Below are 19955 nucleotides of genomic sequence, written 5' to 3'. Positions count from 1 at the left end.
CTACCGCCTTGAGAGGGCGGCGTCCTGGGCCGCTAGACGACGGGGCCAGGGACTTTCCTGATTCACCAGCCCTGGTGGGCGGTGCGGCAGTAGTCTAGCCGCGCCGTCGCGGCCGGCCCGACAGGGGGTGGCGCGTCGGCGGGATCACGCCGATCAGGCTGCCCCACTGAAGCGGAACGGCTTGCAGAAGCGAAACGGCCCGCTCCGCAGCAGCGGAACGAGCCGTGAACACCTGTAGCCCCGACCGGATTCGAACCGGCGCTACCGCCTTGAGAGGGCGGCGTCCTGGGCCGCTAGACGACGGGGCCAGAACACATCGCGGCACCACCCTTTCGGGCGGTGCCGCCGAACTCTACCAGATCTCGCTACCGGAGCCCCTCGCGGTGCATCGGTGCCGAACTCCACCAGAATCCAGCGGCCTCGATTCGTGACGAATCTCGGCTGCGCTGGGGTACCAGGACTCGAACCTAGACTAACTGAACCAGAATCAGTCGGGCTGCCAATTACCCCATACCCCATTGGCCCCTTGCGGCGCCGGGAACAAACTCTACCCTCCCGGCACCGACAGGCCAAATCGACTTCCCCAAACCGCGCCTGAGCTGCCAAAACGGCGATCAGGCCGCCGACACGACCGGGTTCGTAAGCTCACCGATCCCCTCGATCCGGACGCTCACCGTATCCCCGTCGACGAGCGGGCTAACCCCCGCCGGAGTACCGGTCAACACGACGTCGCCGGGTAGCAGCGTCATCACGTGTGAGACGTACGACACCAGAGCCGGCGCGTCGAAGACCATGTCTCCGGTACGGCCCAGCTGCCGTACCTCTATCTCCTCCGGGTCGCGACCTACCTCGCAGCGGATCTCCAGGTCGGTGACGTCCAGCCCGGTGGTGATCCACGGCCCGATCGGGCAGAACGAGTCGAACCCCTTGGCCCGGGTCCACTGGCTGTCGGAGCGCTGGAGGTCCCGAGCGGTGACGTCGTTGGCACAGGTGTAGCCGAAGATGGCCCGCTCCGCCGCGGCCCGGTCCGCCCGGCGGGCGCCCGGCGCGCCGATCACCACCGCCAGCTCGGCCTCGTGCTCGACCTGCTTGCTGAACTCCGGTAGCCGGATCGCGTCCCGGGGACCGATGACCGACGTCGACGGCTTCAGGAACAACAACGGCTCCTTCGGCACCTCCGCGCCGTGTTCGGCGGCGTGCTCGGCGTAGTTGCGGCCGACACAGACCACCTTGCTGGGCAGGATCGGCGAGAGCAGCCGGACGTCGGACAACGCCCAGCGGACCCCGCTGAACGTGATCTGGCCGAACGGGTGGCCGGAGATCTCGGCGATGGTGAGCCCCTGCGGACCCGCCTCCGGCTCTCCCTCGACGACGCCGAACGACATTCCCTTGGCATGAGCGAAACGAGCGATACGCACCAGGCCAATGTAGTGCGGCCGGCGGACGATCGCCGCAGCTTACCCGCGCCGCCCACCGCCGGGGCCGGATTCGCCGCTTCGTACCCGCACGACGCGCGCCCGCACCTAGCGTCGGCTGCGGAGGTTCGTTCGTATGCCTGCATCGACACGACACCACAAGACCCTCGCCGCGATCGTGCACTGCGTCGGTCTGCTGACCGCGCTGCCGGTGCTGCCGACCGCCACCGCTCCGGACGCACCGGCGGCCACCGCCCCGCACGCTGCACCGGCCGGGCGGCTCCAGCCCGCAGCGGCCGCACCCGACCCCAGCATGCCGGCGGCACCACCAGCGGTACCGACGCCGACCCGGGTGGTTTCGCCGGCCGCCAGGCCGAAGGTGAGCGTACGGGTCGCACCGGAGCGCAGCGCCGCGCCCGGGTACCGGATCGAGGTCCGTAACGCCGGCAAGACCCCGGTGGAGACGACCGTCCGTCAGGAACTCCCCGAGGGCGTCTCGGCGACGACGGTCAGCGACGGAGGTCGGGTGCTACGCCCCGGCGGGTCGCCGGCCACCGAGGTGACCTGGCGGTTGAAGCTGCCGCCGGACAGCACCACCACGCTGGGCACCACGCTCACCACGACCGGATCCCGACAGCCGGTGACCGCACCGACGTGCGCCTTCGCCAGCGACGGCCGGCAGCCGTACGATTGCGCGAGCGCCACCTGGACGGCGCCGGGGATGGCGGCGTCGCAGTCGCAGGAGGCCACGGGCTGGCGTCGGCAGGCACCCGCGCTACTGGCCGCCGGGGCCGCGCTGCTGGTGCTGGGCGTGGTGGCACTGCTCACCTGGCGACGCCGCCGACGGCCGGTGGCCGCGGCACTGGCCTCGGACGGGCCGGGCACCATCTATCCGCGCCCGGCCGCTCCCCGACCGCCGGCCCGGCGCCGCAAGCCACCGGTCTGGATCGTGGTGCCGGTGGCCGCGATCGTGCTGGCCGGCACGGTCGGCGCCGCCGCGTGGTCCGCCACCCGCCGGGTCACCGCGATCGACACGGACGGTCAGCCGACCAGCGGCGCCTGGAAGGGCACCGGGGTCGCCGGGAGCCTGGGTATGCCGCTGCGCGAGGACGCGTTCGAGTTCACCGTGTACCGGATGACCTGCGAACCGGGCCGGGGCGCACGGCAGTGTCAGGCGACCGTCGGGGTCCGCAACCTCACCCCGGAGCATCAGAGCTGGCACGGGAAGTTGCAGCGGGCGTACCTGGCGAACGGCAACTGGGTCACCACCGACGAGCCGGCCACCCGCCGGGCGAACCAGGGACGCGACGTGTTCGCCGACCCGGTGGCTGCCGGCAGCCGGGTGGTGCTGCCGCTGGTCTTCACGATCAACGGGCGGGAGGCGCCGCAGCGGCTGGAGCTGCGCAGCGGCGTCTTCTCCGCCGGTGTCCGGGTCGACGTGCCCTGACCCGGACACCGGACCGCGGTCGTACCCTTGGTGCCGTGACCGCCGTGCCCGCCCCCGCCACGCCCGCCGCCGTCGGTGCGGTCGGCGGGCGGGCCCACGCGCCGGTCGGGCGGCAGGTGACCAGCCTCCCCGCCGCCGTCTGGCAGCCTCTGCTGACCGGTCACGAACGGCGCGCCGACTCGCTGACCGCCGGCCACCGGGCCCGGCGGGCCACCGGGCAACGCCACGCCATCGATGATTTTCTGTACGACTACTACGGCACCCGGCCGTCGGTGCTACGCCGGTGGCACCCCGGTGTCGGTGTCCGGCTGGAAGCCGGCCCGGAGGGCCCGGCACCACACCACTCGTGGCGCTGGTACGCGACCGACCCGGACGGCACGGTGCGGCTCGACGTCGACGCGTTCCTCGCCGACCGGAGCGACTCGGTGCGGTTCATCCACCGGCTGCTGACCGCGATCACGTCCCGCCCGGCCTTCACCGGCTGTTTCGGGCTGCATGAGTGGGCGATGGTGTACCGCCAGCGTGAGCACCGCCACCCGCTTCCCCTTCGGCTCGGCCAGCAGGGCACCGACGCGGTGGTCGAGGCGCACCAGATCCGGTGCACACACTTCGACGCGTACCGCTTCTTCACCCCCGACGCGGTCGAGCGCAACCACCTCCGACCGACCCGGGCCAGTCAGGTAGACCTCGACCAGCCGGGCTGTCTGCACGCCTCCATGGACTGCCACAAGTGGGCCACCAAGCTGGGCCCGGCCGTCCCCGGCGAGCTGGCACTCGACTGCTTCGAGCTGGCCGGCGACATTCGGCTGCTCGACATGCAGGCGTCGCCGTACGACTTCTCCTCGTACGGTCAACCGCCGGTGGCCATCGAGACGCCGGAGGGCAAGGCCGAGTACGTGGCGCGGCAACGGGAGTTCGCGCGACGGGCCGGCCAGTTGCGGGCCCGACTGATCGAGGTCTGCTCGACGTTGCTCGACCGCGCTTCGTAGGACTACTCGCCGTCGACCCGCCGGTCGCGCTTGCGTTGTCCGCGACGCTTCTTCTCGGCCAGCCGCCGTTCCTTGGCCGCCCGCGACGGGCGGGTCGGACGGCGTGGTGGCGGTGGTGGGGCGACCGCCTCGCGCAACAACGACACCAGGCGCTCCCGGGCCGCTTCCCGGTTGGCCAACTGGGCCCGGTGCTCGCTGGCGGCGATCGTCAGCACGCCGTCGACCAGCCGTCCGGCGAGCCGGTCCAGGGCCCGGGTGCGCAGCGAATCGGGAATGCTCGGTGAGCCGGCCAGGTCGAAGCTCAGCTCGACCCGGGAGTCGGCGGTGTTGACGCCCTGCCCGCCCGGCCCGGAGGACCTGGAGAACCGCTCGCGCAGTTCACCGGCGGGAACCACCCAGCGGTCGGTCACCCGCAGTCCGTCGTCCACGCCCTGAGGCTAGCGCGGCGTGCGGGACGCGTTCGCACCAACGCCGCGAGCGCACCGCCAGCCTCAGGGCCCGGGGTCAGCGGGCGGGTCGCTCGTCCGCGCTGCTGCTCGGCGTCGGCACCGGTGCCGGGTCGTCGCTGCCACCGGCGGCGGCGTACGCGACCGCTCCGACCAGAAGCAGGGCGATGACGCCGACCTTCGTGGTGACGACTTTGATCAGCATCCAGGCGGCGCGACGCGCTCCGGGCACGGTCTTCTTCGCCGCCTGGTAGTCGTTCCAGCCCCGCCGGGCGCGCGCGTACGACGACCCGACGCCACTTCCGATGATGAGGCCCACCAGCAGGAGGGCCGCGATGAGAGGACGCTCCACCCACGCCAGTATTCATACTGAGCGTAATATTTCCATTCTCCGATCATCGACCGCCGGAATCCGACAGTTGCCCCGATCTCCCCGTAATCGGACAGTGACTATCTGTAGCTATCCCCCCTTTCCGATGATCGTGTCAGCGGTCTGCTGCACCTGCTCGATCGGGATGGCGAACCCGATACCGATGGAACCGTTGCCGTCGATGGTCGCGATCGCGGTGTTCACTCCGACCACCTCACCCCGGGCATTGACAAGTGGTCCGCCCGAGTTGCCGGGGTTGATCGAAGCATCGGTCTGCACCGCCCGGTGCCGGTTGTCGCCGAGACGCACCTGGCGGTCCAACGCGCTGACGATGCCGGCGGTGACCGTGCCGGGCAGCCCCAGTGGCGACCCGACCGCCAACACCGGCTCACCGACCCGGGTCGAACCCGGCTTGGCCAATGGCAGCGACGTGAGGCCGGCCGACGCCGGCACCTTGAGCACCGCGAGATCACTGTCCGGCTCCCGGCCCACCACCTCCGCCGCGAACCGCCGGCCGTCCGGCAGTTCGACGGTCACCGGGCCACCCCGCCCCTTGGCGATGATGTGGTCGTTGGTGATGATGTGCTGCTCGGCGTCGACCGCGAAGCCCGAACCGCTCGCCGAGCCATTCGTGCCGCCGCCCACCAACACCGACACCACGCCGGGCACGGTCTTCTCTGCGGCGGTCACCAACTCCGCCGGGACCGGGGCTGCGGACGCGGCGGCCGGTCCCGTGACACCGTCCCGGCCGGCCACCCAACCACCGGCAAGTGCCCCCGACCCGGCAGAGATCGACACCATCGCCAGCCCGGCCAGCAGTCTGCGGCGCCAGCCGCCGAGCAACCGCTCCCGGTTCTGCGACGCCGCGTCCGACCCGCCCCGCCCGTCCGGGTCGAGATCGGGCGAGACGAACCAGGGCCCACGTGGCTCGCCCAGTCCGGTCTGCACTGCCATACGTACGCTCCTCACGTGTGCGGCCTGCTGTGGCCGCTGTCGCGGATCGGGCGGTCGGATTCAGGGCAGGCGGGAGAACCAGCGCATCGAGCCGACCGCCGCGCCCATCGCGAAGACCAGCCCGAGCCCGATGAACCGGGCCGAGACGTCCTGCCGCACCTTGCGCCAACCCACCGAACTGCCGATGTCGTCGTAGACGGCCCGCAGTTCGGCGCTCGTACCGGCCTCGTGGAAGCCGCCCCCGGTCTGCTCGGCCACGGCCCGCAATGTCTCCCCGTCCACCGGCACCTGGATCGGCCGCCCACCCCGGTCGACGAAGCCGCCCGGGGTACCGAACGAGATGCTGTGCACCGGTACGTCGAGGGCCACCGCCTCGGCGGCGGCCTCCACCGGATCCATGCCCGAGGTGTTCGCCCCGTCGGAGAGCAGGATGATCCGGGCCGGCGGCGGCTCGGTCGCGGCCTTGTCGTCCAGTGCCTTCACGGCGCCCAGCGAGGTGCTGATCGCCTCGCCGATCGCGGTGCCCTGCACACCCGTCGCCCCCTCGGCCAGCCGTTCGATCCCGTCGTGCAGCGCTTCCCGGTCGGTGCCCGGTGGCACCAGCACCGCCGCGCTGCCGGCGAACGCGACAAGCCCCACGTTGAACTCCCGGGGCAGGCCGTCGGCGAACCGCCGGGCGGCACCCTTCGCCGCGCTGAGCCGGTCCGGCTCGACGTCACCGGCGAGCATCGAGGTGGAGACGTCCACCGCCACCATCACGGTGGCGCGTTCCCGGGGCACCCGGACCTCGGCGGTGGGACGGGCGAATCCGACCACAAGCAGGGCCAGCATCGCCAGGAAGAGGCCGGCCGGCAGGTGTCGACGCCAGGTCGGACGCCGGGGTGCGACCCGGTCGAGCAATCGCAGATTGGTGAAGCGGACCGCGTACCGGCTGCGCCGCCGCTGGGCCACCAGGTACGCCGCCGCCAGTGCGAGAACGCCGAGCAGCAGCCAGAGCCGGACGGGTGACTGCCAGATCACGCCGCACCTCCCCGGCGTGCCGGGGCCGCTGCGGACGCCAGCCGGCGCTGCGCGTGCACGTGCCGAACGATGTCGACGGTCCAGTCCCGGTCGGTACGCAGCGCCAGATGGGTCGCACCGGCCCGGCGCAGGGCGTGCCGGACCTGTTCCCGCTGGGCGGCAGCCGCCGCCGCGTAACGCTCACGCAGGTGGCGGTCGCCGGTCCACACCTCGCGGTGCTCGCCGGTCTCCGGGTCGACCAGGGTGATCAGACCGACGTCCGGCAGTTCCCACTCGCGGGGGTCGGTGACCTCGACCGCGAGCACCTGGTGGCGCACCGTGAGCCGACGTAGCGGACGCTCCCACCGGGCCGGCAGCCGCGCATCGTCGGGCAGGCCGTCGAGGAAGTCGGAGACCACCACCACCAGACCACGCCGGTGGGCGACCCGGCGCACCTCGGCCAGCGCGTCAGCCAGCCCAGCGACGGGCGCGGGGTCCGGGTGGTCGCCGGCCCGGGGCGCGGCCAGCAACGCGCGCAACAGCCCCAACAGGTGGGTACGCCCGCCGCGGGCCGGCACCCGGTGCAGCCCGTGGGGGGTGAGCACCTGCGCACCGAGCCGGTTGCCCGGTCCGGCGGTGAGGAAGCCGATGGTGGCGACCGCGGCCACCGCCAGTTCGCGCTTGTCCAACTCGGCGGTGCCGTACTCCATGCTGGGGCTGGCGTCGACCAGCAGCCAGGTGGTCAACTCCCGGTCGGCGTCCACTTCCCGCACGTGCGGAACGGCGGTGCGGGCCGTCACCGACCAGTCCATCCGGCGCACCTCGTCCTCGCCTGGTCGGTACTCGCGACTGCCCGCCGGTTCGCTGCCCGGGCCGGGCAGCAGACCATGTCGCTCGCCGTGCAGCAGGCCGTCGAGGCGCCGGGTCACAGTGAGTTCCAGCCGCCGCAACCGCTGGCCCGGAGTGAGGTCGGCGAGCATCGGATCCGCCGCCACGGGCGGCGTGGGGTTCCGGCGGCCCATCAGGCGGCTGCCAGGTCAGTCGCGTACTCCGGCCTGGCGGTGGCCACCTGGGGCGGCGGAACCGCCTCGACCAGCCGATGGACGACCCATTCGGCGCTGACCCCGTCGGCGACCGCGTCGAAGGAGAGCACCAGCCGGTGGGCCAGCACGTCCACGGCGAGTTCCCGGACGTCGTCGGGGAGGACGTAGCCCCGCCCCCGGAGCAGGGCCTGGGCGCGGGCGGCCGAGACCAGGCCGAGGGTGGCGCGTGGACTGGCACCGTAGGCGAGCAGCCCGGCCACCTCCGGCAACCCGAACCGGCCCGGATCACGAGTGGCGAGGATGAGCCGGACCACGTACTCGGCGATGGCGTGATGGACGAACACCTGCCTGGCCTGATGCTGGAAATCGCGCAACCGGTCCGGGTCGAGCACCCGGTGCGCCCGGGGACGGTCGGCGCTCATCCGGTAGAGAATCGCCAACTCGTCGGCGATGTCCGGGTAGTCGACGACGATCTTCATGAGGAAGCGGTCCCGCTGCGCCTCCGGCAGTTGGTAGACCCCTTCCGATTCGATGGGGTTCTGGGTGGCCAGCACCAGGAACGGCACCGGTACCGGGTGGCTGCGCCCGCCGATCGAAACCTGACGCTCGGCCATCGCCTCCAGCAACGCCGACTGCACCTTCGCCGGCGCTCGGTTGATCTCGTCCGCCAGCACCAGGTTCGCCATCACCGGGCCCAGCTCGACGTCGAAGCTCTCCTTCGAGGCGCGGTAGATCCGGGTGCCGACGATGTCGGAGGGTACGAGGTCAGGGGTGAACTGGATGCGGGAGAAGCTGCCACCGACCACCGTCGCGAGGGTCTGCGCGGCCAGGGTCTTGGCCACCCCCGGCACGCCCTCCAACAGGCAGTGCCCGTCGGCCAGTAGCGCGACCAGAAGGCGTTCGACGAGCCGATCCTGCCCGACGATCACGCGTTTGACCTCGAAGAGCGTCTGGTCCAACTGCGCCGCGGTCGCGTCCGGATCGGCCGGGGTGGGCAGGCTGGCCATGGTGTCCGAGATGTCCGTCACGGTGCTTGCTTCCCGAGCCGACCGGCGGACAAACGTCGGAATTTCCGGCCCTCGGCTGCCCAGACCAGGCGATCGGCACCGTTACCGGACAGCACCTCCGGCCGTTCGCTGGAGAGCCACCACACCGCACCCGCCGGGCCCGGCACGACACCGGCCTCCGTCGAGTGACGGAGGCCGGTGACAGTGGACGGTTCAGCGGTGCACGAGGAGGTAGAACGGCAGGTCGGCGGGGACACCCGCGGAGTCGCGGGTCTGGATGAAGACCGCGTTCGGGGTGAGCAGCCGCCGCGCGACCGAGATCTCACCGGCGGGCGGGATGCAGCACGAGTCCGGCCGGCCGATCGTCGCCACGTAGATGCCGTTGGTGACGTTGCTGCCGAACTGCACCTCGTACTCCCCGACGCCGTACTTGATGACGACGCCGGCACCGCGGGCCTTGGTGCCGTTGGCGTTGACCGCCGTGGCGTAGAAGCCGCTGACGGCCTGGGCGCTCATCCCGTCACCCTTGGCGAGGGTGGCCTTCGCGCTGTTGAGCGAGGCCGTGGTGACGGCCGGCTGCTGGGCGGTGCGGGCGGTGGGCTGGGCAGACTCGGCGGTCGGCTTCGCCACCGCGATGCCGCCGCCGGCCAGGGCGAGCGCCAGTGCCGCGATCGCCACCGCAGCCGTCTTACGTCGGAATAATCTGGTCATGACGGGTCTCCCTTTTTCAGGCGTGGAGATACGGCCGACCCGTGCCACACGGGGCGGTTGTTGCCTTTTCGAGTCGGGCGGCAATGAGCGCTCACCGCCTGCACACCCCGTCCGGGAGCGCACCCGCAGACGTATCCCGCTCGCCGACCGTGATGCGCCCTGAGCTGGGGATTCTTGCCAGAACGCGGCCTCCTGAGCAGCTGAAACCTAGCACCGAAAAATGCCGGGGGTCAATAGTGCAAATACTGTCGGCGAGTTGTCGGATCAACGCCAGCAATCGCGAAAAGTGAAGGCGTGAACAATTCGCGAAATCAATTCTGGACGCCGTTGGCGCATACTTTGCGGGGGCGGTCGGACCGGGTACCGCGACGCCGGGCGTCCACATCGGGCGAAGTTCAGTAACCTGCGTCCCGTGGAGATCACTCGCCGGGCCTGGCGGCCGTCGGGTGCCAGCCTGCTCTGCTGGCTGGCCGTCGTGCCGGGTGCAGGGTGGGCGCTGGCGCGGTCGATCGGTCTGGACCGGGGACCGCTGGTGCAGGCGTTGGCCTTCACGCCGTACGTGACGCTCGGGAGCCTGGCCCCGCTGGTGCTCACGCTCGCCCTGCGCCGCCGGGCCCCGGCGTTCGTCGCGGCGCTGACCACGCTGGTCCTGGTCGCGCTGGTGGCGCCCCGCGCCCTACCCGCTGCGCAGCCGAACGCCGCCGGGCCGACCGTGCGGGTGCTCACCGCCAATCTGCTCGCCGGCGCCGCCGACCCGGCGGCGGTGGTGGAGCTGATCCGCACCCGGCAGGTCGACCTGCTGCTCGTGCAGGAGTTCACGCCGGCGGCCGAAGCCGAGCTGGACCGGCTCGGCCTCGACGAGTTGCTGGCGCACCGGCAGCTCAACCCGGTCGTCGGCACCCCCGGCTCCGGGCTCTACGCCCGTCACCCGCTCAGCGACGGCGGCATCCGCCAGCTACGCGGCGCCTGGGGCTTCACGCAGGCGTACGCGACCGTCACGGTGCCCGGCGCACCCCCGGTACGCGTCGAGTCGGCGCACCCGGCGGCCCCGTACGCGATCGATCAGGTGGACTCCTGGCGCGCCGACCTGGCCGCCCAGCCGGCGGCCACCCCCGACGGACCGTTGAGCATCCTCGCCGGGGACTTCAACGCCACGCTCGACCACGGTCCGCTGCGCGCCCTGCTCGACACCGGCTATGTCGATGCCGCCGCCTCGGCCGGCGCCGGACTCACCGGCACCTGGGGTCCGTACGACGGCGATCCCATCCCACCCGTGGTGATCGACCACGTGCTGGTGGACCGTCGCATCGCCGTGCGGGACGTGACGGTCCACCCGTTGCCCGGCAGCGACCACCGCATGGTCCTCGCCGAGCTGCGGCTACCCGCCGCCGAGCGCCGATAGGCGCGGCGCGGGCCACGCCGAGCACGGGCTACACCCGGGCGCGGTCCAGCCCGTAGGTCAGCGCGTCGACCAGGGCGTGCCAGCTCGCCTCGACCACATTGGGGTGTACGCCGACGGTGGTCCAACCGCCGCCCCGCCCGTCGGCCGTCTCGACCAGTACCCGGGTCACCGCGCCGGTGCCGTGACTGCCCTCCAGGATCCGCACCTTGTAGTCGGCCAACTCGAAGTCCCGCAACTCCGGGTAGTGCCGGCCGAGGCCGACGCGGAGGGCCTCGTCCAACGCGTTCACCGGCCCATTGCCCTCGGCCGTGGCGATCACCCGTTCCCCGCGTACCCTGATCTTGACGGTAGCCTCGGAGACGACCGCGCCGTCCTCGCGGTGCTCGACCAGCACCCGGTACGACTCCAGCGCGAACGGCCGCACCGGCGCGGCGTCCGGCAGCTCGGAGCGGACCAGCAGCTCGAACGAGGCATCGGCGGCCTCGAACGACCATCCGCCGGCCTCCAGTTCCTTGACCCGGTTGGTGACCCGGGACAGGGTCTCCGGATGGCCGGCCAGATCCAACCCCAGCTCGCGACTCTTCAGCTCGATGCTGGCCCGGCCGGCCATCTCGGTGACCAGGATCCGCATGTCGTTGCCGACCACCTCGGGCTCCACGTGGTTGTAGAGCAGCGGATCCACCTTGATCGCGCTCGCGTGCAGCCCCGCCTTGTGGGCGAAGGCCGCAGCCCCGGCGTACGCCTGATGGGTGTCGGGGGCGATGTTGGCGATCTCGGCGATGGCGTGGGAGACCCGCACCATCTGCTCCAGGCAGCCCTCCGGTAGGACCGGCAGCCCGAGCTTGAGTTGGAGGTTCGCGACGACCGCGAAGATGTCGGCGTTGCCGGGCCGCTCGCCGTACCCGTTGGCGGTGCCCTGCACGTGCCGGACCCCGGTCTCGACGGCGGCGATGGTGTTGGCCACTGCGCAGGCGGTGTCGTTCTGGGCGTGCATGCCGAGCAGCTCCGGCGCGACGCCGATCCGGTCGGTGAGGTCGACGATGGCGGCGGTCACCTGGGACGGCAGCATTCCACCGTTGGTGTCGCAGAGCACGAACCGCTCGGCGCCCGCCGCGAGCGCGGTCTCCACCACCGACGCGGTGTACGCGGGATCGTGGCGGTAGCCGTCGAAGCTGTGCTCGCCGTCGACGAAGACCCGCCGTCCCTCGGCGACCAGGTGGGACACCGTGTCGTGGATCATCGCCAGGTTCTCCTTGGCGGTGGTGCGCAACGCACGCTCGACGTGCCGCAGGTCGGCCTTGGCGACCAGGGCGATCGCCGGGGTCTGTGCGTCGAGCAGACCCCGCACCTGCGGATCGTCGGCGGCCACCGCGCCGGCCCGCCGGGTGGCGCCGAACGCGACAAGCACCGCGTGCCTGAGGTCGAGTTCGGTGCGCGCCCGACGGAAGAACTCGGTGTCCTTCGGCACCGCGCCCGGCCATCCGCCCTCGATGAACCCGACCCCGAACTCGTCGAGCAGCCGGGCCACCGCGAGCTTGTCGACCACCGAGTAGCTGAGCCCCTCGCGCTGGGCGCCGTCGCGCAGCGTGGTGTCGTAGACCTGAAACGTCATGGTGATCCCTTCGTCAGGCACCGGCCAGCGCAACAAAAAGACCCCCCGCGGCTGCGGGAGGTCTGCGCGCTCGGCGAGGGGAAAGCCGGCGCGCTAGTTGCCAATAATGCGGGCGGTGCTGGTCACGATCGGTACTCTGCCACCTCCGGGTCGCTTTTGGGAGGCACAATCCACATCTCGGGACAGCCGGTGACGCCTGTGCCGGGTGGTTTTCCTGGTGTAGACCGCCCGTCCAGGGGTAGGAGCTTTCGGGACAACGAAACACCTTCCTCCGAGACGGCCCACCACGGCCGGGGCAGGAGACATCCCATGGACAGGCTCAACCCGAACACCACGAACGCCACACCGGACCCGGAGCTGCGCGCCGTCGACCAGAGCGTCGTCGCGGGCGGCACCCCCGCCGGCGCCTTCGACCCCTGGAGCTACCGGGACGAGGCCGGAGTGGCCGGCGCAAACCTGGTCGGCTACAAGGTGGAGGCCAGCGACGGCTCGATCGGCAAGATCGACAGTGACAGCACCGAGGTCAACGCCAGCTACCTGGTGGTGGACACCGGGCCGTGGATCTTCGGTAAGAAGGTCATGCTGCCGGCCGGCACGGTGAACCACGTCGATCACGAGGAGCAGAAGGTCTTCGTCGACCGCACCAAGGATCAGATCAAGGCAGCGCCGGAGTACGACGAGACGGCCACCGACCCGGCCTACCGGGACAAGCTCGGCGGTTACTACAACGACACGTACACGGCAATCCCGCCCGGCGGCCCACTGCGGTAAGGCACCCGACAACGTGACGGCCGGTGGGACGCTGTTCCATCGGCCGTTACCGTGTCCGGATGGACGCCACTGAGCAGACTCGCAGAATCCCCTTCACCAGGATGTTCAACTTCCGGGACGTGGGCGGCTACCGGGGCGTGGACGGTCGGGCCGTCCGTACCGGAAGGCTCTACCGCTCCGACTCGCTGCACGGGATGGATGAGGCCGACCGGGAGGCGTTCGCCGCGCTCGGCGTCCGGACCGTGGTCGACCTGCGCCGCCCGCAGGAGGTCGAGCGATACGGCCGGGTTCCCGACTTCGACGGCCTCACCTACCGGCACATCCACCCGGAGCACGCGCACTGGGAGGAGCGGCCGTACCAGCCCGACACCGACCTGGCCCGCTACCTGGCCGACCGGTACGCCGACCTGGCCAGAACCGGCACCGCCGGTCTCGCCGAGGCGATCGGCCTGATCGCCGACAGCGCGAACGCGCCGGTGGTGGTGCACTGCGTCGCCGGCAAGGATCGCACCGGCATCGTCTGCGGCCTGACCCTCGCGGTGCTCGGCGTCGAGGACGCCGAGATCGCGGCGGACTACGCGTTGAGCACCGAGGCGTCCCAGCGCTTCGCCGCCTGGGTGGCCACGGCCCATCCCGAGGTGCCCGAGCTGCCCATGCCGTACCTCTCCTCACCGGCCGAGACGATGCTGCTCTTCCTTGCCGAGATCCGGGAGGGGCACGGCTCGGTCGACGACTACCTGCGGCATGCCGGGGTCACCGACGAACAGCTTGCCGCCCTGCGTGACCACCTGCTGGCCTAGTGCTGTGCCGAGACCGTGCCCGCGCGAGCTTCATGGGCACGGTCTCGCAGCGCAGGGGCCCCGCGCCACGCTCGGCGTGCCGACGGGGCCCGACAGACCACTCAGAACACGCGGTGGACCCAGTCGTGCGGGTCCTCCGCCTTGCCCCGCTGAAGATCCACGAGCTGTTGGCGCAGCGCCATGGTGACGCTCCCCGGCTCCCCGCCGGCCACGGCGAACTCCCCGTCCGGGAAGCGCACCTGCCCGATCGGCGTGATCACCGCCGCCGTACCGCAGGCGAAGACCTCGCGCAGCCGGCCGCTGGCGGCGTCCGCCCGCCATTCGTCGAAGGTCACCGGTCGCTCCTCGACCCGGTGCCCGGCCGCCGCGGCCAGGGTGAGCACCGACTCGCGGGTGATGCCCGGCAGGATCGTGCCGGTCAGCGGCGGGGTGGCGATCGACCCGTCGTCGTAGACGAAGAAGACGTTCATGCCACCCAGCTCGTCGACGAACCGGCGCTCCACGGCGTCGAGGAAGACCACCTGGTCGCAGCCGTGTTCGAGAGCCTCGGCCTGGGCGGCAAGCGAGGCGGCGTAGTTGCCGCCGCACTTGGCCGCGCCGGTGCCGCCGGGCGCCGCCCGGGTGTAGTCGGGCGAGACCCAGACCGTCACCGGCTTGACCCCGCCGGAGAAGTACGCCCCCACGGGTGAGGCGATCACCGAGTAGAGGTACTCGTTGGCCGGGCGGACGCCGAGGAAGACCTCGCTGGCGAACATGAACGGCCGCAGGTAGAGGCTGCCGCCGTCATCGCCGTCGGGAATCCACTCCCGGTCGATCTCGATCAGCCGGTGCAGCGAGTCCACGAAGGTCTGCTCCGGCAGCGCCGGCATGGCCATCCGGGCGGCGGAGGTGTTGAACCGGGCCGCGTTGGCGTACGGGCGGAACATGGTCACTCCGCCGTCGGCCGCCCGGTACGCCTTCATGCCCTCGAAGATTTCCTGCGCGTAGTGCAACACGGCACTGGCGGGATCCATCGGGATCGGCGCGCGCGCCTCGACCCGGGCGTCGTACCAGCCCTTGCCGTCGGCGTAACGGATGGTGACCATGTGGTCGGTGAACACCCGGCCGAACCCGGGGTTTGCCAGCAGCGCAGCCCGGTCGGTGGCGGATACCGGTGCGGGGTTCGGACGGATCTCGAAGTCGATCTTGTCACCACCGCTCATCGCGCTGACCTCCCTGGGGGACGACGGCATGCGCCGACCGCACGCCGGAAACATTGTTTGTGCCAGAAACCTACCCCGAACGGTCGTTCAGCGGATAGGTCCACCGGTGGACAGGTGGCACATCATCGGTGGCGGTCGCCGCTCCCTACCCGGCCGGACCGGCGGAGCGTCGACGGCCAGTGGGCGGCGACCGGTTCAGCCGGCGGCCTGCGCCGCGATCCGGTCGCCCACCTCGGCGGTACGTACCGTTACCTCGGGACTCCGGGCGGCCAGCTCCGCGCTGACCGCGGCGGTGATCCGGGCAGCGGCGTCGGCGTGCCCGAGCTGGTCGAGCAGCAGGGCCGCCGAGAGCACAGCGGCGACCGGGTCGGCGACGCCGCGACCGGCGATGTCCGGCGCGGAGCCGTGCACCGGCTCGAACATCGACGGGTACGCCCCGTCGGGGTTGATGGAGCCGCTGGCCGCCAACCCGATGCCGCCGGTGACGGCGGCGGCGATGTCGGTGAGGATGTCGCCGAAGAGGTTGTCGGTGACCACGACGTCGTACCGCTGCGGCTGGGTGACCAGGAACATCGCCGCGGCGTCGACGTGCTGGTACTCGGTGGCGATGTCCGGGTGCTCGGCGGCGACCGCGTCGAAGGTGCGCGACCACAGCGAGCCGGCGTGGGTCAGCACGTTCGTCTTGTGCACCAACGTCACCTTGCGCCGCTCGCGCCGGGCCGCGCGAGCGAAGGCATCCCGGATCACCCGCTCCACACCGTGCCGGGTGTTCAGGCTCTCCTCGGTGGCGATCTCGGCCGGAGTGCCCCGGTGCAGCGAGCCGCCAGCGCCGGCGTACAGACCCTCGGTGCCCTCCCGGACGACCACCAGGTCGACCTCGCCCGGCTTGACCGCCGCGAGCGGGCTGGTCACGCCCGGCCAGAGCCGCGACGGGCGCAGGTTGACGTACTGGTCGAAGGCGAAGCGCAGCTTGAGCAGCAGACCCCGCTCCAGCACGCCGGGCGGCACGGTCGGATCGCCGACCGCGCCGAGCAGAATCGCGTCGTGCCCGGCCAACTCGTCGAGCACCGAGTCGGGCAGGACCTCGCCGGTGCGGTGGTAACGTGCCGCACCGAGGTCGTACTCGGTCACCTCGACACCGGGCAGCACCGCGTCGACGACCTTGCGAGCCTCCGCGACCACCTCGGGGCCGATACCGTCCCCGGCCACCACCGCGATCCGTGCCACGTCCGTCAGCTCCTTAGCTCGAATGGCTCGACGGTACGCCGCCGTCCCGCCCCCCGGTACGAGTGTTCCATCTTTCGGGAATTCGGTGACGCACAGCAGCTTCCCAGGCGGCATTCATGGCTCGGTCATCTCCGCTGCCTAGCGTGAGCGTGACGGGCTGGGGCCCGGGCGAGCGCTGCGACGGGGCGGCACCCGCCGAGGAGGGGACGGACGCGATGTGGACCGATGAACAACCACGAACCCGCTGGGTGGACCCAACGGTCTTTCGGTTCCGCCGGCCCGACCTGCGACTGGGCGCCCGGGAGCAACGGCCGGACCGCGCCGATCTGGTGGCGGGGGATCGGATCGCCGTCCGGCACACCGTCCGCACCTCGACGGCGGCGTACACCCTGCTGCTGAACGCCCCCGAGTGGCTGGGCCGGCGCGGCACCGGCGAGGCGCTGCGCGACGCGGTGGCCGAGTTGCGGGCGATCGACCTGACATACGGCCCGAACCGCCCGGACAGCCTGGTGTCCCGGCTGCGCCGGGGAGAGATCAGCCCCGAGTCGTACCCACCCTTGACCGACCTGGTCGACCGCTGCGCCGCGATGCGCGCGGCCACGGACGGCTGGTTCGACGCGTGGGCGGTGCCCGGCGGCTTCGACCCGGGCGGCCTGCTCGGCGGGTGGGCGGTCGAGCGGGCCGCAGCCCGGTTGCGCGAGGCCGGCATCCACGACTACGCCGTGCTCACCGGCGCCGACCTGGTGGTACGCGGCCAGGCCGCGCACGGTGGCCCGTGGCGGGTCGCGGTGCACCATCCCACGGACCGGGGCCGGGCACCGCTGCTACTGGAGATGACGGCCGGTGCGCTCGGCACCTCCGGGGTGACCGGACGACAGGGACACGTGGTGGACCCACACACCGGCGAACCGGCCGGCCAGTTGGTCGCGGCCACCGTGATCGGGCCCGACCTCGCGGTCGCCGACGCCTACGCCACCGCCCTCTACGCCGCCGGACCGGCCGGGTTGGCCTGGTTCCGCCCCGAGTCGGACTACCGGGTGCTCTTCGCCGCACCGCGCTGAGCCGCCCGATTCCGCGTGGCCAGCCGAGGGTTCGGCGGCGGCCAGTCGGCCACCGGCGGCAGGAACAGCGATCGGCCTCCACGGTCGCGGCAACGACCGTGGAGGCCGGTCGACGACGAGTGCGCGTGGCTCGCGCAATCGAGGGGTGCGGGCCGCTCGGCCGGGCGTCGACCTCGCCACCCGAAGACGGGCCGGCGCCACGTGCTCGGCAGGTGACCGCACCCGTACGTTATCGAATTGACGCGTTTCGCGGCAAGGGTTCCACAGGGGAGTATCTGCGCAAACCTGGTACTCCGGCATTAGCCTGCGGCAGGGCCCTTTCGACAAGGTGAACCGCAGATGGCACGCTGTCCGCCGTGAGTTTCGATCTGAGCGTGTGGGCCCTGGCGGACGGGGCAACGCCCGAGGATGTACGAGCGGCGGTGCAGCAGTGCCGCAGCGGCCGGCACCACGAGCGTCAACCGGACCCACGATGTGTGGCCTTCTACCGGGCGATCACCGCCCGTTACCCCGACCAGCCGGCCGGCCCGAGCACTCCCTGGGCGGTGGCGCCGCTGCACAAGGCGGCCGACCACATCGAGCTGAACCTGGATCCGGCCTGCCCTGACCAGGTGCTGCTCGACATCGAGCGGCTGGCCGGCGAGCATCGGCTGATGCTGTTCGACGCCCAGGACGGCTCGGTGTACCCGCCGCCCGGGGTCCGGCTGCCCGGCTGACCGACCCGCCGTGCCGGACGGCAGACCCACGACGACAACGTGGGTCGCGCGGGCCTTTCGGTCAGTACGGCAAAGCCGCCGCCACGGCGGATGCGACGACCCGACGCCTTGCCCGGCGGTCGGATGACGAGGGGCCCGGCCGTAGGCCGGGCCCCGTCGTGGCGTGTCTGGAGCGTTCGGGTGGCTACTCGTCGCGCAGGTCGGCAGCGCTGGCCGAGGTGGCGCCGATCGAGTCGGCGGCCGAGGTGAGCAGGTCGGCACCGAGCGCCTGGTCCACGGTGAGGGTCATCAGCGTCTCACCGCCGGCCTCCCGGCGGGCCACCTGCATCGCCGCGATGTTGACGCCGGCCTGGCCGAGCAGGGTGCCGACGGTGCCGACCACGCCCGGGCGGTCGGCGTAGCGGAGGAAGAGCAGGATGCCCTCGGCACCGATCTCCACGTCGAAGCCGTCCACCTCGGTCAGCTTGATGACGTCGCGGGTGCCGGCCTGGGTGACGGTGCCGGAGACACTGACCGTGCGGCCGTCGGGCAGCGCGCCGCGCACGGTGACCAGGACGGGGTGGTCGGCGGTCTCGGTCTGGGTGTCCAGCGACACCTCCACCCCGCGCTGCGCGGCGAGGTGCGGCGCGTTGACGTAGGTCACCTGCTCCTCCACCACCGAGCTGAACAGTCCCTTGGTGGCGGCGAGCTTGAGCACCGACACGTCGTGCTCGACGATCTCGCCACGCACCTCGACGGTGACGCTGGCGGCGACCCCGCCGGCCACCGCGGTGAAGGCGCGGCCGAGCTTCTCGGCCAGCGGCAGCAGCGGCCGGACGTCCTCGGCGACCACGCCGCCGGCCTGCACGTTTACCGCGTCCGGCACGAACTCGCCCTGCAGTGCGAGCTTCACGCTCTTGGCGACCGCCAGGCCGGCCTTGTCCTGCGCCTCGGCGGTGGAGGCGCCCAGGTGCGGGGTGGCCACCACGTTGTCGAAGGCGAACAGCGGCGAGGAGGTGCACGGCTCCTTGGCGTAGACGTCCACCCCGGCACCGGCGACCCGGCCCTCGGCGAGCGCGTCGGCGAGGGCCTGCTCGTCGATCAGCCCGCCCCGGGCGGCGTTGACGATCCGCACGCCCGGCTTGACGATGGACAGCTCCTTCTCACCGATCAGGCCCACCGTCTCGGGGGTCTTCGGCAGGTGGATCGAGATGAAGTCGCTCTCCCGCAGCAGCTCCTCCAGACCCACCAGGCGTACGCCGAGCTGCGCGGCCCGGGCCGGCTGGATGTACGGGTCGTACGCGATGAGCCGGGTGCCGAAGGCGGCGATCCGGGATGCGAACAGCACGCCGATGCGGCCGAGACCGACCACGCCGACGGTCTTGCCCTGGAGCTCCACACCCGTGTACTTCGACCGCTTCCACTCCCCCGCCTTGAGCGCTGCGCTGGCGCTGGCGGTGTTGCGGGCGACCGCGAGCAGCAGCGCGACGGCCTGCTCGGCGGCGGAGACGATGTTGGAGGTGGGTGCGTTGACGACCATGACGCCCCGTGCGGTGGCGGCCGGTACCTCGACGTTGTCCAGGCCGACACCGGCCCGGGCGACGACCTTGAGCCGGGGAGCGGCGGCGATCGCCTCGGCGTCGATCTGGGTGGCACTGCGGACGATGACGGCGTCGGCCTCGGAGAGCGCCGAGAGCAGGGCCGGGCGGTCGGTGCCGTCCACGTGCCGGACGTCGAAGTCGTGGGCGAGCACCTCGATGGCGGCGGGGGCGAGTTCTTCGGCGATCAGTACGACAGGAGTCAT

General features: G+C 71.8%; 19 protein-coding genes and 2 tRNA genes. 7 read left to right on the top strand and 14 right to left on the bottom strand.

Annotated features, from left to right (window positions below):
- Nucleotides 1-235: 235 nt before the first annotated feature.
- From Vse01_RS24445 to Vse01_RS24435, 3 genes are all read right to left on the bottom strand, one after another.
- Nucleotides 236-308: transfer RNA gene (locus Vse01_RS24445), tRNA-Glu, on the bottom strand.
- 138 nt (nt 309-446) lie between these two features.
- Nucleotides 447-518 (bottom strand) — tRNA-Gln (locus Vse01_RS24440).
- Nucleotides 519-614: 96 nt separating this feature from the next.
- On the bottom strand, nt 615-1418 hold the full coding sequence (locus Vse01_RS24435; protein ID WP_093401742.1) for a fumarylacetoacetate hydrolase family protein: 804 nt from the start codon (nt 1416-1418) through the stop codon (nt 615-617).
- Between the two features lie 133 nt (nt 1419-1551).
- Between Vse01_RS24435 and Vse01_RS24430 the strand changes: the two genes are divergently transcribed.
- Nucleotides 1552-2862: a hypothetical protein gene (locus Vse01_RS24430; protein ID WP_093401743.1), complete on the top strand. Its 1311-nt coding sequence runs from the start codon at nt 1552-1554 to the stop codon at nt 2860-2862.
- Between the two features lie 116 nt (nt 2863-2978).
- Nucleotides 2979-3851 (top strand): 3-methyladenine DNA glycosylase, encoded by an 873-nt coding sequence (locus Vse01_RS24425; RefSeq protein ID WP_170863308.1) that lies wholly within the window; start codon nt 2979-2981, stop codon nt 3849-3851.
- A gap of 2 nt (nt 3852-3853) precedes the next feature.
- Here Vse01_RS24425 and arfB read toward each other — a convergent pair whose 3' ends face one another.
- The 7 genes from arfB to Vse01_RS24390 all read right to left on the bottom strand — a co-directional run bounded on the left by arfB (nt 3854) and on the right by Vse01_RS24390 (nt 9381).
- On the bottom strand, nt 3854-4279 hold the full coding sequence (gene arfB, locus Vse01_RS24420; RefSeq protein WP_093401744.1) for an alternative ribosome rescue aminoacyl-tRNA hydrolase ArfB: 426 nt from the start codon (nt 4277-4279) through the stop codon (nt 3854-3856).
- 76 nt (nt 4280-4355) lie between these two features.
- Nucleotides 4356-4649 (bottom strand): hypothetical protein, encoded by a 294-nt coding sequence (locus Vse01_RS24415; RefSeq protein WP_093401745.1) that lies wholly within the window; start codon nt 4647-4649, stop codon nt 4356-4358.
- 108 nt (nt 4650-4757) lie between these two features.
- Nucleotides 4758-5621 (bottom strand): S1C family serine protease, encoded by an 864-nt coding sequence (locus Vse01_RS24410; RefSeq protein WP_093401746.1) that lies wholly within the window; start codon nt 5619-5621, stop codon nt 4758-4760.
- A 60-nt stretch (nt 5622-5681) separates the two neighbouring features.
- The gene (locus tag Vse01_RS24405) at nt 5682-6641 is read right to left on the bottom strand and encodes a VWA domain-containing protein (protein WP_093401747.1); all 960 of its coding nucleotides are present in this window, start codon (nt 6639-6641) and stop codon (nt 5682-5684) included.
- Nucleotides 6638-7615: a DUF58 domain-containing protein gene (locus Vse01_RS24400; RefSeq protein WP_373870713.1), complete on the bottom strand. Its 978-nt coding sequence runs from the start codon at nt 7613-7615 to the stop codon at nt 6638-6640. The genes Vse01_RS24405 and Vse01_RS24400 overlap by 4 nt, the downstream gene beginning before the upstream one ends.
- A gap of 26 nt (nt 7616-7641) precedes the next feature.
- Nucleotides 7642-8691 (bottom strand): AAA family ATPase, encoded by a 1050-nt coding sequence (locus Vse01_RS24395; RefSeq protein ID WP_093401749.1) that lies wholly within the window; start codon nt 8689-8691, stop codon nt 7642-7644.
- 192 nt (nt 8692-8883) lie between these two features.
- On the bottom strand, nt 8884-9381 hold the full coding sequence (locus Vse01_RS24390; RefSeq protein ID WP_093401750.1) for a hypothetical protein: 498 nt from the start codon (nt 9379-9381) through the stop codon (nt 8884-8886).
- Nucleotides 9382-9793: 412 nt separating this feature from the next.
- On the opposite strand from Vse01_RS24390, the gene Vse01_RS24385 reads away from it, so the two are divergent.
- Entirely contained in the window at nt 9794-10783 is a 990-nt protein-coding gene (locus Vse01_RS24385; RefSeq protein ID WP_373870712.1) for an endonuclease/exonuclease/phosphatase family protein, read from the top strand.
- A gap of 28 nt (nt 10784-10811) precedes the next feature.
- On the opposite strand, the gene cimA is transcribed toward Vse01_RS24385, so the two are convergent.
- Nucleotides 10812-12395 (bottom strand): citramalate synthase, encoded by a 1584-nt coding sequence (gene cimA / locus Vse01_RS24380; protein ID WP_093401751.1) that lies wholly within the window; start codon nt 12393-12395, stop codon nt 10812-10814.
- A 309-nt stretch (nt 12396-12704) separates the two neighbouring features.
- Here cimA and Vse01_RS24375 point away from each other — a divergent pair, with 309 nt between their 5' ends.
- Both Vse01_RS24375 and Vse01_RS24370 read left to right on the top strand, forming a co-directional pair.
- Nucleotides 12705-13166: a PRC-barrel domain-containing protein gene (locus Vse01_RS24375; RefSeq protein WP_093401752.1), complete on the top strand. Its 462-nt coding sequence runs from the start codon at nt 12705-12707 to the stop codon at nt 13164-13166.
- 59 nt (nt 13167-13225) lie between these two features.
- Nucleotides 13226-13966, top strand: a complete 741-nt coding sequence (locus Vse01_RS24370; RefSeq protein ID WP_093401753.1) for a tyrosine-protein phosphatase — start codon at nt 13226-13228, stop codon at nt 13964-13966.
- Nucleotides 13967-14067: 101 nt separating this feature from the next.
- Here Vse01_RS24370 and Vse01_RS24365 read toward each other — a convergent pair whose 3' ends face one another.
- Together Vse01_RS24365 and Vse01_RS24360 are read right to left on the bottom strand one after the other, a co-directional pair.
- Nucleotides 14068-15168 carry a branched-chain amino acid aminotransferase gene (locus tag Vse01_RS24365; RefSeq protein WP_093401754.1) on the bottom strand — a complete coding sequence of 367 codons (1101 nt, stop codon included), beginning with the start codon at nt 15166-15168 and terminating at the stop codon, nt 14068-14070.
- Nucleotides 15169-15363: 195 nt separating this feature from the next.
- On the bottom strand, nt 15364-16395 hold the full coding sequence (locus Vse01_RS24360; RefSeq protein ID WP_093401755.1) for a 3-isopropylmalate dehydrogenase: 1032 nt from the start codon (nt 16393-16395) through the stop codon (nt 15364-15366).
- A gap of 215 nt (nt 16396-16610) precedes the next feature.
- Between Vse01_RS24360 and Vse01_RS24355 the strand changes: the two genes are divergently transcribed.
- Together Vse01_RS24355 and Vse01_RS24350 are read left to right on the top strand one after the other, a co-directional pair.
- The gene (locus Vse01_RS24355) at nt 16611-17456 is read left to right on the top strand and encodes an FAD:protein FMN transferase (protein WP_093401756.1); all 846 of its coding nucleotides are present in this window, start codon (nt 16611-16613) and stop codon (nt 17454-17456) included.
- 356 nt (nt 17457-17812) lie between these two features.
- Nucleotides 17813-18172 carry a hypothetical protein gene (locus Vse01_RS24350; RefSeq protein ID WP_093401757.1) on the top strand — a complete coding sequence of 120 codons (360 nt, stop codon included), beginning with the start codon at nt 17813-17815 and terminating at the stop codon, nt 18170-18172.
- 184 nt (nt 18173-18356) lie between these two features.
- Here the strand turns inward: Vse01_RS24350 and serA are convergent, their stop codons facing one another.
- Nucleotides 18357-19955, bottom strand: coding sequence for a phosphoglycerate dehydrogenase (gene serA, locus Vse01_RS24345; RefSeq protein ID WP_093401758.1), 1599 nt, complete (start codon nt 19953-19955; stop codon nt 18357-18359).

It is taken from the genome of Micromonospora sediminimaris (genome assembly GCF_016863575.1).
GTDB classification, from domain to species: domain Bacteria; phylum Actinomycetota; class Actinomycetes; order Mycobacteriales; family Micromonosporaceae; genus Micromonospora; species Micromonospora sediminimaris.
Note: the sequence above shows the minus strand (reverse complement) of the source record. Positions and strands in the feature narration are given on the sequence as shown.

What these genes read in the sequence shown, in the direction of transcription:
- Vse01_RS24430 (WP_093401743.1), top strand. Translation starts at nt 1,552, where the DNA reads ATGCCTGCATCGACACGACACCACAAGACCCTCGCCGCGATCGTGCAC.
- Vse01_RS24410 (WP_093401746.1), bottom strand. Translation starts at nt 5,621, where the DNA reads ATGGCAGTGCAGACCGGACTGGGCGAGCCACGTGGGCCCTGGTTCGTC.
- Vse01_RS24390 (WP_093401750.1), bottom strand. Translation starts at nt 9,381, where the DNA reads ATGACCAGATTATTCCGACGTAAGACGGCTGCGGTGGCGATCGCGGCA.
- cimA (WP_093401751.1), bottom strand. Translation starts at nt 12,395, where the DNA reads ATGACGTTTCAGGTCTACGACACCACGCTGCGCGACGGCGCCCAGCGC.
- Vse01_RS24375 (WP_093401752.1), top strand. Translation starts at nt 12,705, where the DNA reads ATGGACAGGCTCAACCCGAACACCACGAACGCCACACCGGACCCGGAG.
- Vse01_RS24370 (WP_093401753.1), top strand. Translation starts at nt 13,226, where the DNA reads ATGGACGCCACTGAGCAGACTCGCAGAATCCCCTTCACCAGGATGTTC.
- Vse01_RS24365 (WP_093401754.1), bottom strand. Translation starts at nt 15,168, where the DNA reads ATGAGCGGTGGTGACAAGATCGACTTCGAGATCCGTCCGAACCCCGCA.
- Vse01_RS24355 (WP_093401756.1), top strand. Translation starts at nt 16,611, where the DNA reads ATGTGGACCGATGAACAACCACGAACCCGCTGGGTGGACCCAACGGTC.
- serA (WP_093401758.1), bottom strand. Translation starts at nt 19,955, where the DNA reads ATGACTCCTGTCGTACTGATCGCCGAAGAACTCGCCCCCGCCGCCATC.